The sequence below is a fragment of the Niveibacterium terrae genome (genome assembly GCF_048213115.1).
Lineage (GTDB): Bacteria > Pseudomonadota > Gammaproteobacteria > Burkholderiales > Rhodocyclaceae > Niveibacterium > Niveibacterium terrae.
On record NZ_CP172404.1, the window covers coordinates 200,716 to 214,097 of the forward strand.

The 13,382-nt window shown below is 65.5% G+C and carries 9 protein-coding genes; 1 reads left to right on the forward strand and 8 read right to left on the reverse strand.

Annotation, left to right across the window (positions count from 1 at the left end; translation table 11 throughout):
• Positions 1-89: 89 nt before the first annotated feature.
• From ACHFB9_RS00905 to ACHFB9_RS00925, 5 genes are all read right to left on the reverse strand, one after another.
• Positions 90-3,137, reverse strand: coding sequence for an AAA family ATPase (locus ACHFB9_RS00905; protein ID WP_417069095.1), 3,048 nt, complete (start codon positions 3,135-3,137; stop codon positions 90-92).
• Positions 3,134-4,279, reverse strand: a complete 1,146-nt coding sequence (locus ACHFB9_RS00910; protein ID WP_417069096.1) for an exonuclease SbcCD subunit D — start codon at positions 4,277-4,279, stop codon at positions 3,134-3,136. The genes ACHFB9_RS00905 and ACHFB9_RS00910 overlap by 4 nt, the downstream gene beginning before the upstream one ends.
• Positions 4,280-4,529: 250 nt before the next feature.
• Positions 4,530-6,152 (reverse strand): S-layer protein, encoded by a 1,623-nt coding sequence (locus ACHFB9_RS00915; RefSeq protein ID WP_417069097.1) that lies wholly within the window; start codon positions 6,150-6,152, stop codon positions 4,530-4,532.
• 181 nt (positions 6,153-6,333) lie between these two features.
• Positions 6,334-9,630: an SNF2-related protein gene (locus tag ACHFB9_RS00920; protein WP_417069098.1), complete on the reverse strand. Its 3,297-nt coding sequence runs from the start codon at positions 9,628-9,630 to the stop codon at positions 6,334-6,336.
• A 98-nt stretch (positions 9,631-9,728) separates the two neighbouring features.
• Positions 9,729-10,472 carry a hypothetical protein gene (locus ACHFB9_RS00925; RefSeq protein ID WP_417069099.1) on the reverse strand — a complete coding sequence of 248 codons (744 nt, stop codon included), beginning with the start codon at positions 10,470-10,472 and terminating at the stop codon, positions 9,729-9,731.
• 148 nt (positions 10,473-10,620) lie between these two features.
• Here ACHFB9_RS00925 and ACHFB9_RS00930 point away from each other — a divergent pair, with 148 nt between their 5' ends.
• Complete coding sequence (locus ACHFB9_RS00930) at positions 10,621-11,127, forward strand: TlpA family protein disulfide reductase (RefSeq protein WP_417069100.1); 507 nt, start codon at positions 10,621-10,623, stop codon at positions 11,125-11,127.
• Positions 11,128-11,130: 3 nt separating this feature from the next.
• Here the strand turns inward: ACHFB9_RS00930 and ACHFB9_RS00935 are convergent, their stop codons facing one another.
• The 3 genes from ACHFB9_RS00935 to rdgB all read right to left on the reverse strand — a co-directional run bounded on the left by ACHFB9_RS00935 (position 11,131) and on the right by rdgB (position 13,363).
• Positions 11,131-11,496: a hypothetical protein gene (locus ACHFB9_RS00935; RefSeq protein ID WP_417069101.1), complete on the reverse strand. Its 366-nt coding sequence runs from the start codon at positions 11,494-11,496 to the stop codon at positions 11,131-11,133.
• Positions 11,497-11,573: 77 nt separating this feature from the next.
• On the reverse strand, positions 11,574-12,779 hold the full coding sequence (gene hemW / locus ACHFB9_RS00940; protein WP_417069102.1) for a radical SAM family heme chaperone HemW: 1,206 nt from the start codon (positions 12,777-12,779) through the stop codon (positions 11,574-11,576).
• Entirely contained in the window at positions 12,776-13,363 is a 588-nt protein-coding gene (gene rdgB / locus ACHFB9_RS00945; protein ID WP_417069103.1) for an RdgB/HAM1 family non-canonical purine NTP pyrophosphatase, read from the reverse strand. Before rdgB ends, hemW begins: the two co-directional genes overlap by 4 nt.
• Positions 13,364-13,382: the final 19 nt, after the last annotated feature.

Below are 13,382 nucleotides of genomic sequence, written 5' to 3' on the forward strand. Positions count from 1 at the left end.
GAGTACGCAGCTTTGGCTCCGATCATAGCCTCTGGTTCATTTTTCTGAACCAGGGTTTCGGGCTTGACAGTGGATCTCCCCGTATCCGTTCAACGGATCAAGACGATATGGCTTCCCTTCTCTCCCGGTCTGACTTCGAGCCGGGTATCAATCCGCTCCTTGAGCTCGGCGACGTGGCTGATGATGCCGACCAGCCGGCCGCCCTGCTGCAGGCCGATCAAGGTGTCAATCGCGAAGTCCAGGCTCTCCGGATCTAGGGTTCCGAAGCCTTCATCGACAAACAGCGTTTCGAGCTGGATTCCACCGGTTCGCGACTGGACGACGTCGGCAAGGCCCAGAGCCAGCGACAGCGAGGCGAGAAAGCCTTCGCCGCCGGAGAGCGTGTTCGCGGGCCGTGAGCATCCGGTCTGGTGGTCGAAGACCTCGAGATCCAGGCCACCGGCCGAGCGCAGATCTCCCTGGCTTGTGATGCGTTGCAGCGCATAGCGGCTGCGGCTCATTCTCAAGAGGCGCACAGACGCGGCTTCGAGCACTTCATCGAGCAGCGTCGCCAGCACATAGCGCTGGAAGCTGATTCGCCGTGGGTTCGCGCCGTTGGCGATCTCGGCCATCCGGCCGAGCACTGCGTAGCGTGCTTCGATCTCGCTGCTCTGCCTGGCGAGCTCGACGAGATTACCGCTCGCGCGTGCGAGCTCCTCCTTGTCGTGGCGGATCTTCGCGCTTCGGCTCGCCGCGTCAGCTGCGTGTTGTTCGGCGGCGCGCAAGGCTTCGTCCTGGGTGGCCAGGTCCGGCGCAGTCTTGTCCGCGACGGCGACAGTGGCGCGCCGGACCCGATCCGCGGCGGCGGCGAGCGCCTTGCCGAAAGCGGCGCTCTGCTCTTCAAGCGCGAGCAGCGCGTCATCCGCCATCAATGCTTCGCGCCACACGGTTTCGTCGGCAAAACCGTTGCCTGAGAGTCCGGCGACGAAGGCCGCAAGCGCCTGCCCGGCGGTTGTCGCCGCCTCCCCAACGTTTTTCTGCGCGGCATTGAGCGTTGCATTGAGCGCGGCGTTTCGGGCCGAGGCATGCTGTTCCCGGCTTCGCGCGGCGGCGAGCGAGGCGAGCAGGGTGGCTTTCTCTTCGAGCGCTTTGCGCCTTGCCTTGTCCAGCGCTCCGCTCTCACGCAGCGTTTCGGGAACGGCTGCTGTCGCCGCTTCGAGCCGGCCCGCGCAGTCGGCAAGGCGAGCGCGGCACTGCATCGCCAGTGCGTCCTGAGCACGGATCTGCTCCTCCTTCTGCGCCAAGCTGTCGTTTGCAGATTTGAGATGGAGCACTCGCGCGTCGATCTCTGCTGTCGCGGTCAGCGCGGCTTGCCAGGCGAGTTTCGCGGCTTCGGCCTGTTCGCGTAAAGCCGTGGCGTTCATATGGGCGGCATCGCCCAAGGCCTCGGTCAGCAGCGCGAGCCGGCCCTTGGCCTGATCATCCGCGGCTCGGGCTCGCTGCAGGGTGTCCCGGGCGCGCTGCTCGGCGAGTTCGGCGGTCAGGACGGCGCTTCGCGCGGCCTCCAGCGCTTCGTCGCTGACGATTTCGCTGCCCCGATGGGCGGGGGCCGGGTGATCCCTTCCGCCACAGACCGGACAGGGCGAGCCCGTTTCGAGCAGGGCGGCGAGCCGCGCGGCCTGGCCGGCGATCCAGTCGCGCTCGCTGCGGGTGCGCGCCGCGCGCGCGGCGAGGCAAGTCTGACTGGCCGCGGCGAGCTGTGTCTCGGACTCGGCCAGAGTCCGCCCGGCTTCAGAGCATGCGCGCGATGCGGCGCCGAGTTCGTCGAGAAGCCTGATCTGGCGATCGAGTTCTTCGTGGCGCGCCCGGTGAGTGGCTTCGCCTGCTGCGAGCGTCTGTTCGGCCAGCAGTTCCTGCTGCTGAAGCTCGATGCCTTGCGTCAGCGCATCGCGTTCCGTATGCAGCGCACTCAGCCCGCTCTCCGCGACCTTGAAGGCTTCCTCGGCCTTGCTGCGTCCGGATCTGGCCTCGTCCCATCTCGCCCAGGCGTCGCTTGCGGCTTCCAGTTCGGTAACTCGGCGCTGCGCCGCTTCGCGTTCGCTCTCGCGCGCATCTTCGGCGGCGAGCGCCTGTCTGGCGCTCTGCGCATCGGCATCGGCCTCGCGTGCAGCGCTCTGTGCGCGTGCGAGTTCCGCCGCTTTCGCGCTTTGCGCGGCGAGGCTGAGCGCTCGGTGCTGATCGAGGGGGCGCAGAATCTCTGCCCGGCGGGCCAACGTTATCCGCGCGCAACGCGCCATCTCTTCGTCCCGGCGGGAATTGAGTTCGGCGTGGGCCTGAACCGATGCATCGCGTTCGGCGAAGAGAAGGGCGGTCTGCCGTCCGGCTTCCCGCGCGGCCCTGGCTTGGGCGAGCGACTCGCGGGCGGCATTTTCCTCGGTTTCGGCGCGGGAGAGCTCGGACGAGCGCGCCGCGAGCGCTTCGTCCAGCGCGGCTTCGGAATCCGCCTGAACCTGGTTCAGGATACCTGTACGCTGCTCGTTGAGCTGCTGGACCTGGCTTACCAGACCGGACGAAGCGTCCTTCAAGGCGCGCTCCACCCGCGAGTAGAGTTCGGTGCGGAACAGCCGCTCCATGATTGCCTGGCGGCCTTTCGAATCGGCGCTCAGCACTTCGCGGAAGCGCCCCTGGGGCAGCACGATCAGCTGGCGGAACTGGGCGCCATCGAAACCGATCAGCTCGCGAACCCGCTCGCTGACCTTGTTGCTCTGCTGGACGAGCGGTGCCCAGTCCTCGTCCTTCCAAACATAGAGCTCGGCGCTCGCGGCGACTTCGACCCGGCCTTCGCCGCGCAGCTTGGGCCGGCTCTGGGCCGGGCTGCGCAGGACGCGGTAGCGTGTGGCACCAAGCGAGAACTCGAGTTCGACTTCGGTTGCGAGATCCGGCGCAGCGTGGTCCGAACGCATTGCGCGTGCGTCGCGCTCGCCGCCCGACGTGTCGCCGTAGAGCGCGAAACACAGCGCGTCAAGCAGAGTCGTCTTGCCGGCGCCGGTCGGGCCGTGGATCAGAAAGAAAGAGCGTTCGCCCAGTTTTGTGAAATCGACGATTTCGCTGCCGGCGAAAGGTCCGAAGGCCTGCATCCTTATCTTGAGCGGTCTCATGCCGACCTGCCTTCCGGATCCAGCGTGCGCAGCACTTCAGCGAAAGCCGCGCGTCGCGCGTCATCCATCTCCTCGTCCGCGACGTCGCTGAGGAAGGACGCGAAAAGCGCGCTCGTGTCGAGCTGACGCAGCGCTTCACGGCGGGCGCTGCCTTCGCCGCTGCGCGCGAGTACCAGCCGCTCCAGCGACAGCGCGTTCGGGTAGAGCTCGCGCAGCCGGCTCATCGGGTCGAGCAAGGCGCCTGCGTCGGTGAGCCGGGCATGGACATAATCTTCGGCATGGGGGTCGCTGCGTCCGCGTTCGATCAGCTCGGCCAGCGAGCCTTCGAGCACGCGCAGGTCGCGCCGCGGCGGGAGCGCGATCGCCTCGACCGAGACGGAACCGGCTTCGTCGAGTTCGACGAGCGAAACCGATTTTGCGTGCGCGACTTCGGACAGCGAATACTTCATCAGCGAGCCCGAGTAGCGCAGCCGTCCTGCCGCGAGGCTCTGGGCCTGATGCAGGTGGCCCAGTGCGACATAGTCGAAACCCTTGAAGACTTCGGCTGGAACCGCGCCGCTGCCGCCTATCGACAGAGGGCGCTCCGATTCGCTCTCCTCGCCGCCGGAAACGAAAGCGTGGGCGAGCAGCACGCTGCGCCGGGCGCGCCCAGAGCGGCCGCGGATCGCGTCGAGCTGAAGGCGCATCGCCGCGGCGTGATCGAGCGTGCTCTCGCTGCCGTGGATGGACCTGACCACGGCCGGTTCCGCATAGGGCAGCGCGAACAGATCGACTTCGCCGTGCCGATCGGCGAGCCTCAGCTTCAAGGGCGAGCCCGCCTGACCAGCGACATGCAGACCTTGTCCGGCGAGCAGTTTCGCGCCGAAGCCGAGGCGTTCGCCGCTGTCGTGATTGCCGGCGATCATGACGACCGGAACGCCGAGTCCCTGCACGATATCGGACAGCGTCTCGTCGAGCAGCGCAACCGCGTCGGCGGGGGGCACGGCGCGGTCATAGACGTCGCCGGCGATCAGCACCGCGTCGGGCTTGATGTCGCGGACGCGCGCGACGAACTCGCGCAGCAGGTGGGCCTGATCCTCGATCAGGCTGTGGGCGTTGAAGATCCGCCCGAGGTGCCAGTCGGCGGTGTGCAGCAAGCGCATCGTTTCTCCTCTTTGACGCGCATTGTCTCCTAGCTTCGCGCCAGGACGTTCTGCCGGTGGAGCGATATCTGCCCATCCGTTCTGCGCAGAGCTTCAACGGAGCGGCCCGTGGCGTAGAGCTATTCCTGACCCGGCGCAGTGATCGATCGAGCGAGTCCAGCGGTGAACTGCACATGTCGCCCGTATCGCCAAAAAGCGGACGGGCCCGCACGCGCGAGCCCGTCTCATCAAGCGCATCGCGCCAAGCTCACTACTTCACCGTGACGAATATCGGGTTGGAATAAAACCAGAGGCTGGCATAGTTTCGATCGTTGATGTCATTGAAGCGCTGAGAGTTGTCAGCCGTGGTGATCAGCTGATCCGGTTGAGGCTCGCCACCGGAGGTCTGGCCGTTCACATCGGTACCCAGGTTGGTGCCGCGCAGGCGGAAATATTGGCTTTTGCTGGCAGTGGTGGTGTAGCTCACCGTGTAGTAACCATTGGCATCCGCCTTCCAGTCCGCGCGCGTGAAACGCTTGATTACCCTGGTCGTCGGGTTGGTCGCCACGCTATAGGCGCTCGAGCCAGGGCTGGCTTTGCCAGTCACATCGCCGGCAATCAGGTCGATGTGATCGACCACGGGAACGCCGACGAAGTTGCCACTATTGATCGGCTTTTCATAGTTGTTCTTGGCGGGGCTCTTGAAACGGATGGTCAGAGTGACTGGAGCTCCGCTCGCCACGGAGAGATCGCCCCCCATCTCTTTTTTGCCCGAACCGCTGGCGGCACTGAAGTCGAGAGCGTTGATCAAGTCACCGAACACCGCGAACATTTTTCCCGAACGCAAACCCTCGAGAAGGCCTTTGACGTCCTTGCTCTTGGACCACACATAGTTTTTCGCGTATTCGCCGGGGAAGTAGCCACTGCTGTATTGCGTGGTGGTTTTGAAGTGGCTGTCGGAATTGGCGGTTGTCCAGATGTGGCGGCCTTCACCGAGCAGCGCATCCCAGACGCCGCCGAGCTTGGCGACAAAGTAGTCGGCCCCTCCGTAGGTGCGGTTGGGCAGGTAGGCGTCGGTATAGGGCTTGTCATAGCCACCGCGATTCGGCTCCATCTGATTGCCGGGCATGCCCTCGATGGTAAAGAGGAGATCGGGGGCCAAGTCATTGAAGGAGCGCAAATCACTGATGGTATAGACCGGCTTGCGTGATGGGTGATTCAACTGCATGAAGCTGGTGGTCGGATAATTGGTCTTGAGCCAAGCGATGCCCTGCAGCGCATCAGCCGCTGTGCTGTTATACCGGGTGCTGCCGAACTTGGTCTTCCACGCCGCTACGCTCGCGCTATCGAAGGAACTCTCCGCCAGTGTGGAAAAGAAATACTGGAAGGCCTTGAACCCATCAGTATCCGCAACCAGTGTTTTTCCATCCGCGCCAGTCTTGAAGATGCCGACGTTGATGTGATCGTGGGTCGGCATGTCCCATTCCGAGAGCGAGAAGATGTTCTTGTCCGCATATGTGCCTGCGGCCTGCAGGGCCTGAATGCGCGGAATCTCGTATTGCTCCATGCCTTGAGCAAACGGAATGGCCGTCTTGAGCGTGTTGCCATCATTGTCGCGAGACGAGGATCGCAGGTGATTGCTCACTGCCAGCCAGTCCAGGCCATACGAACTGAAGGCCTTGCTCAGCACTCGGTCCAGCGTCTGCGATACATCCGCGTCGTCGGATTGAACCGTGTGGCTGTGCAGATCACCTACCGTCCATTGACCGACCTCCGTTGTTGGGCTGTCTTCGCTGTTGCCGCAGGCGGCCAGTGCTGCGCCCAGGATCAGCGCAGGCAGAAGGCGCAGAGAATGCGCGAAGAAGGGCTTTTGATGCTGAAGGAGGTGCGGCATTCCGGGTTCCTGGCTGTGAAGATTGAGCGCGCACGTTGCGCGCTCAATCTTCACGATGAAGCCCGTCGCCGCTACGCCCTTGAAAGACAAGGAATGTAGAGGCGCTCTATGACAAGCCTGTGAACCGCCATGCGCCATGGCGTCGCGAAATCCGACTCCGGAATTCGCCGGCCAACCCGGTTCAGGGCATCGGTGCGAGCAGCGCGGCGAGCTCCTCGGCGCCGAACTTGACCTCGCCGGCCTGGTGCTCGCCGAGGATGCCGGCGGCGAGTTCGGCCTTCTTCTGCTGCAGCGCGAGGATCTTTTCCTCGATGCTGCCGGCAACGACCAGTTTGTAGACGAACACGTTCTTGGTCTGACCGATCCGGTGGGCGCGATCGGTCGCCTGGTTCTCGGCGGCCGGGTTCCACCAGGGGTCGAAGTGGATCACGGTGTCGGCGGCGGTCAGGTTCAGGCCCACTCCGCCGGCCTTCAGGCTGATCAGGAAGACCGGCGCTTCGCCGGCCTGGAAACGGCGCACCGGGGTTTCGCGGTCAGTCGTCGAACCGTCCAGCCTGAGGTGGGCAATCTTCAGTTTGGCGAGTTCGGCTTCGATCAGATCGAGCATCGCCGTGAACTGCGAGAAGAGCAGAATGCGTCGGCCCTCGGCGACCAGGCCGGGCAGCATGTCGCCGAGCAGCTCGATCTTGGCCGAGGCCTTGACCTTGCGGGCCGTCTCGCTCTTGAGCAGGCGTGGATCGCAGCAGACCTGACGCAGTTTGAGCAGCGCGTCGAGGATCGCGATCTGGCTGCGCTGGAAGCCTTTTGCGGCAATCGTCCGTTGCACGGTTTCGTCGACGGTCGCCCGGACGGTCTCGTAGAGGTCGCGCTGGGCCGAATCGAGTTCGACGCTGCGTACGACGATGGTCTTGGGCGGCAGCTCGGTCGCGACTTCCTCCTTGCGTCGGCGCAGGATGAAGGGCTTGACGCGGCGGGCCAGCAGTTCGCGGCGCAGGCTGTCGCCGTGCTTTTCGATCGGCGTGCGCCAGGTGCGGCTGAAGTCGGCGCTGCGGCCCAGGAAACCGGGCAGCAGGAAGTCGAACTGGGACCAGAGCTCACCGAGGTGGTTTTCGAGCGGAGTGCCGGTCAGGCACAGGCGGTGCCGCGCATCGATGGTTCGTATCGTCTCCGCGGCGCGGCTTGCCGCGTTCTTGACCGTCTGCGCCTCGTCGAGGATCAGGCAGTGCCAGCGCTGTTCCGCCAGGACTTCGGCGTCGCGCCAGATCAGCGGGTAAGTCGTCAGCACGACGTCAAAATCGGCAATCTCGGCGAAATGTGCGGCGCGTTGCGGGCCATGCAGGGCCAGCACCTTGAGCGCCGGGGCGCAGAGCTGGGCCTCGCGGCGCCAGTTGAAGACCAGGGAGGTCGGCAGCACGATCAGCGAAGGCCTGTCCATGCGCCCGGCCAGCTTCTCGGTCAGCAGGTGGGCCAGGGTCTGGGCGGTCTTGCCCAAGCCCATGTCGTCGGCGAGGATGCCGGCGAGGTTCTGCTCGCGCAGATACTGCAGCCAGCCCAGTCCTTCGAGCTGGTAAGGTCTCAGGTTCAGCGCAAAACCTTCCGGAGCCGGGACGGCCGAGGGACTGCCCGCCCTGAGCAGCCGGTCCGCCAGCGCGGCGAGGCTATCCGGGCCGTGGAAGAGCCAGTTTCCGTCCTCGGCCAGAGCGCGTACGCGCTGCGCGTCTTCCGGGGGCAGGCGCAGCTCGACCTTGTCGCTGCTGTCGAAGAGGTCGATCAGCGTGCGCGCCAGTGGCTTGATCCGTCCGGCCTGGGCGTGAACCACATCGCCTTCGGGCAACAGCAGCTCTATGTTCTCTGCGTCGTCTATCCGGTTGAGGCGGTCGGGATCGAGCCAGCGCGAATCGCGCGCGAACAGTGCCGAGAGCAGCGGCGCGAGCGGCAGGCGCCGGCCTTCGACGGTGATCCCGAGGTCCAGCGAGAACCAGCCGTTTTCTTCCTCATCGACGTCGGCGTGCCAGCTCTCGACGGCGAGGCGGCGGTGGCGAAAGCCGGGAGGCACTTCGATCTTCCAGCCTTCCTCGATCAGTTCCCTGGCGCCGGCCGCCATGAACTCCGGCCAGTCCTGTTCGCTGGCGAGACCCATCATCGCCGCCGGATGCGGCGCGGAATTGCGCAGCTGCAGCGCATGGACGGGAACGGGCTTGAAGCCGGCTGCGGCGAGGCGGGCCAGGAAGCTCTGTTCGACCGCTTCGTCGCGAACGACGCGGACGGTCTCGCCCGAAGCCAGTGTGAAGAAGGCGTGCGTGTCGCCGGTGATCAGCTCGACTTCGCCATAGCGGAAAAATGTCTGCGCGTAGTCGAAAGTGCCGATGTCGTAGCGGTGGCTGTAGTCGCGGTAATGGCCGATGCTCCAGACCGGAACGCTGCCTATCCTCAGCACCGGGTGAGGGCCATCGGCGATCTGGCGCAGCGTGGCTTCCGGGTCCTGGTCGGGAGAGGGAACTTCGGGCGCCAGTTCGCGCAGCGCTTCGGCGACGATGCTCCGGTCGCGTTTGCCCAGAGGCGGCAGCGCGAGCAGATGCTGCAGCACGGGGGCGGGAACCGCGCTCTCCAGTCTGCCCCAGACCCCGTTTGCGGCGTCGATATAGCAGCAAGGTGAGCCGGGAATGACCTGAAGATCGTTGCGTTCATCGCCGAGGTGGGGGCGCATCTTCCCGCGAGCGTCCAGTCGCCAGTCGAGTTTTGCCTCGCGCACTGCACCCTTGGAGAGCTGGAGCAGGCCTTCGCTGCCGATCAGAAAGCAGCGCCCGGTCGCTGACAGCGCGCGCAGCGTCGCTTCCGGCGCCTTGTCGGTCAAGGGAATCGGTGTCCAGTCCCGGCCCTTGGGGCGCTGGGTCCAGATCTGGCGCAGAGCCTGCAGATCGGATTCAGAGACGAAGGAGGGCGGTGCGACAAGCGTCCGCTCGATGTTGTTCCAGTCGCTGGCGCTCGCTGACGGCGCGCCCTCCTCATCCATCTTGCCCTTGCGCATCCTCACTTCGGCCTGGCCGGTCTGCGCGTTGTGGCTCAAAAGGTAGAACAGCATTTCGCTGTTTGCCTTGCTGGCTTTTCGGGGAGGAGTCTGCTTGATGCTGCGCAGCGCCTCGATCCAGGCCAGCACTCGGGGGTTCAGCCGGTTCGGGTCGGCGCGCATCTCGAGCGCGGCGAGCAGCGTCGCCGCCGCGTGCTTGCAGCCGAGTCCGACCGGGCACGAGCACTCCATGTACGGAGTCCAGTTGCCGCGGATGTCGCGGAAGAAGCGGATCGCGACCAGGTAGGGCTGGGCCGCAGTGCCCTGGACCGCGGCGGTGATCGAGTCGGCTTCTATCGCCAGATCCGCGACTCTCGCGACATAGTCCTGAGCCTTGCGGATCTCGCTGGGCGCACACCAGCGTTCGACGTCCTTGCGCGTATAGACTTCTGCGGGCTTGATCGGATTCACGAAAACGACGGGGGCTGAGATGAACCGTCCATTCTATCAAGCTGTCAGCGAAGTGCCCGCTCGGGGGCGAAGCTCAGGATGCGCCCCGTGCCGGAGCTTTAGTTGGCCGGGCTGAGTCCTTCCGCGGCGACGAAGTCTTTCCATTGGCCGGAGAGGTGGGCGATCAGCTGGTCGAACTCGTCCGGCGAGATCGGGCTGCGCGGCGAGAAGAGCGGCCCCAGCGTGTATTCGCAGTCTTTCTTCTCGCCGACGATCAGCCGGGAGGCGAGTGCGGGGTCGGCCGCGAGCAGCCGTCCCAGATAGGATTTGGTGGTGATGCCCTGCGCGGATTTGCCGCTCAGCACCTGCTCCAGGACCAGCGCCGGTTTCGCGACGAAGTAAAGCTCGGGGCCGCCCCCGGTCAGCGCGCGCTGGCCAGAGAAACCGTAGTGAAAGCCGAACACGGCGACCCGGGTGTGGGCCGAAGCGAAGAAGGACTGATCGCGGCCGGGCGCCGAGCGCGCGATCGAAAGCTCGGCATCGCGCAGCAGAGGCCGACCGATCCGGATTTTCGAAGCGTTCCAGCTCCACTGCGGATTCTCGAAGGCCATCATGTCGAAGACCCCCGCATCGAGCTCGATGTAACGCCGCCGCGCCGAAGTCCGCACCAGTACGAAACGCCAGCGATCCTGGTGGCTGTTGAGCAGCGCGAGAAAGCGCGGAGTCACGCCCTGTGTGCCTTCCAGATAGGGCGGGAAGGAATAGGCGCCGACCTTGACGATGGCCGGCGCGGCCCAGCCCGGACCGCTCAGGCCTAGCAGACAGAGCGCGCCCCAGCAGCGCAACAACAGGGATGCTTTCATGCCCGTCTCCTTTTAAGGGCGGTGCCGCGCGTCGGAAATTCCGGACGGAGCGCCTTCATGCTGGGTGAGCGTGGACGCAAATGCAAACCCGCCTTGGCGGACGCCCCCGGGCCGGCGAGAATTCCCTCTTTTACTCAGCTCTGCTGAAATGGGTCTGACGAAGTCCGCTCTGCTGCCCTTCCTGATGTCGGCTCTTCTCGCCGCCGCGCTTGGCTTCGCGTTCACCTGGCGTGAGCCGGCTCCGGCACTCGCGCTGCAGACGCTGGACGGGACTCGCTTCACGCTCGCCGCGCAGCGCGGCAAGGTCGTATTCGTGAGCTTCTGGGCGAGCGGCTGTCCGGCCTGCGTCCGCGAGATGCCGTACCTCACCGCGCTTGATGCGCGTTACGCCGGTCGGGGCTTGCGCAGCCTCGCGGTCGCGGTTCGCGACGAGGATCCCGGATGGGTTCGCGCCTTCGCCCGTCGCCACGCCCTGCCTTTCCCGGTCGCGCACGATGCCTCCGGAGCCGCGGCCAAGGCTTTCGGAGGCGTTGCGCTGACTCCGACCGCTTTTCTGATCGACAGGCGAGGAAGAATCGCGCTGGAGCTCGTCGGCGAACCCGACTGGGGAGCGTTCGAAGAGCGCCTGAAGGCGCTGCTCGCTGAAGCGGACTGAGCCTCAATGTGGCTCGCCGGCCTGCAGCGGAGCGGGACGGGCGGTCGCTGAGCCAGCCTCGCTCTTGGGGCCGGGCACCGTGACGATGCGGCTGCGCTCGGGGTCGAGCTTTTTGCGGGTCTGTCCCTTCGCGCAGGGCTGATCCGTATAGGTGACGCTGCCCGCTGCGACGCATTTGTGCAGATCCGAGCCGACCGGCCGGGCCGGCTCCAGAGGCAGATCCGCCCAATCGGGCTTCTTTTCCGTGAGGGTTTTCGGGGGAGCGAGGTCGCTGGCCTTGTCCAGTATCGCGGGACGGCCGTGTACGAGCCAGAACAGGCTGCCGACGCTGGCGAGGGCGAGCGTGAAGAAGACGATCAGGACGCGCATCGAAAATCGCGAAATGTGACGGGATGTGACAGTCTGGCGGCGGAAGACCGTGTTGTCCAGGCATCCGTTCGCGGGCTTCAGTCGGCGAGGAAGCGCTCGAGCAGCTCGTTCAGGAAGCGTTGGCCGAGCAGGGTCGGGCGTATCCGCCCTTCGCTCGTGTCGAGCAGGCCGTCACGGCGTGCTTCGATCAGCGTTGTTTCGACGGTCGCGAGCGCGAGGCCGGTGCGCTCGACGAACAGCGAGGCGGGGACTCCGTCAGTGAGGCGCAGCGCGTTCATCATGAACTCGAAACCCAGTTCGTCCCGGCTGACCCAACGGCTTTCCTGAACGAAAGATCCGCTGCCTGCCCCTTCGAGGTAGGCGGAAGGATGTTTGTGGCGCATCTCGCGAAGGATGCCTTCCGGCGTGCTCAGCTTGCCGTGGGCGCCCGCGCCCAGGCCAAGATAGTCGCCGAACTGCCAGTAATTGACGTTGTGCCGGCAGCGCTGGCCCGGTTTTGCGAAGGCCGAGGTCTCGTAGTGCTGGTAGCCGGCGCGCGCGAGCCTTTTCTCGACTGCTTCCTGGATATCGGCCGCCGAGTCGTCGTCGGGGAGGCCGGCGGGAGGCGATGCGCCGAAAGCGGTGTTCGGCTCCATCGTCAGGTGATAGCAGGACAGGTGGGGCGGCGCGAACTCGAGCGCGGTCTCGACGTCGGCGAGCGCCTCACCGAGGGACTGGCCCGGCAACGCATACATCAGGTCGAGGTTGAAGGTGTCGAAGTGCTTTGCTGCCAGCTCGGCGGCGCGGCGCGCTTCACGGCCATCGTGGATGCGGCCGATCCGGGTGAGGAAGCCATCCGCGAAGCTCTGGATTCCCAGCGAGAGCCGGGTCACTCCGGCGGCGCGATAGGCGGCGAAGTGCCCCGCTTCGACGGTTCCCGGGTTCGCTTCGAGCGTGATCTCGCAGTCGCCGGCCAGCGGCAGCCTCATCCGTATCCCGGCGAGCAGTCTGTCCAGCCCTTCCGGCGAGATCAGGCTGGGCGTGCCTCCGCCGATGAAGACAGACACCACTTTGCGCCCCCAGACCCGGGGGAGCGCCGCTTCGAGGTCGGCAATCAGCGCCGCCAGATAGGCCTGTTCGGGAATGCCGTCGCGGATCGCGTGGGAGTTGAAGTCGCAGTAGGGGCACTTCCTGACGCACCACGGGAAGTGGATGTACAGGGCGAGCGGCGGCGCCTGGGTCAGACCCGGCCCGGAAGGGGCGGCAGGCTTCAGGGCGACCGGGATCACGCGTCGCTCCATCAAGTGTGGCTCAGCTTCTCGATCAGGCGGCGACAGGCCGTGCCGCGGTGGGACAGCGTGTTCTTCAGCTCCGGCGCCAGCTCGGCGGCGGTCTGTCCGAGTTCGGGCAGCAGGAAGAGCGGGTCGTAGCCGAAGCCCTGGCTGCCGCGTGGAGTATCGATGATCTCGCCGTGCCATTCGCCTTCGGCGATCAGCGGTTGTGGATCCTCGGGGTGGCGCACCAGAACCAGCACGCAGACATAGTGCGCCGAGCGGTCGTTCTCTCCGGCGAGCTTTTCGATCAGCAACGCATTGTTGTTCGCGTCCGACTTGGGTTCCCCGGCGAAACGCGCCGAGTAGACGCCGGGCGCGCCATCGAGCGCCGAGACGCAGATCCCGGAATCGTCGGCGAGCGCCGGCAAGCCGGTGTGGCGCGAGCAGTGGCGGGCCTTTTCGAGCGCGTTCTCGACGAAAGTGCAGTGCGGCTCTTCCGCTTCGGGAACTTCGAACAGCGACTGGGGCAGCACTTCGATGCCCAGCGGTGCGAGCAGCGCGGAGAACTCGCGCAGCTTGCCGGGATTGTTCGAGGCGAGAACGATTCTTTTCATCGCAGTCCTTTCGAAAAGG

Excerpts from the sequence above, each read along its gene's own strand:
- ACHFB9_RS00935 (WP_417069101.1), bottom strand. The coding sequence starts at position 11,496 with ATGCGCGTCCTGATCGTCTTCTTCACGCTCGCCCTCGCCAGCGTCGGC.
- ACHFB9_RS00925 (WP_417069099.1), bottom strand. The coding sequence starts at position 10,472 with ATGAAAGCATCCCTGTTGTTGCGCTGCTGGGGCGCGCTCTGTCTGCTA.
- ACHFB9_RS00930 (WP_417069100.1), top strand. The coding sequence starts at position 10,621 with ATGGGTCTGACGAAGTCCGCTCTGCTGCCCTTCCTGATGTCGGCTCTT.
- ACHFB9_RS00910 (WP_417069096.1), bottom strand. The coding sequence starts at position 4,279 with ATGCGCTTGCTGCACACCGCCGACTGGCACCTCGGGCGGATCTTCAAC.
- ACHFB9_RS00905 (WP_417069095.1), bottom strand. The coding sequence starts at position 3,137 with ATGAGACCGCTCAAGATAAGGATGCAGGCCTTCGGACCTTTCGCCGGC.
- ACHFB9_RS00915 (WP_417069097.1), bottom strand. The coding sequence starts at position 6,152 with ATGCCGCACCTCCTTCAGCATCAAAAGCCCTTCTTCGCGCATTCTCTG.
- rdgB (WP_417069103.1), bottom strand. The coding sequence starts at position 13,363 with ATGAAAAGAATCGTTCTCGCCTCGAACAATCCCGGCAAGCTGCGCGAG.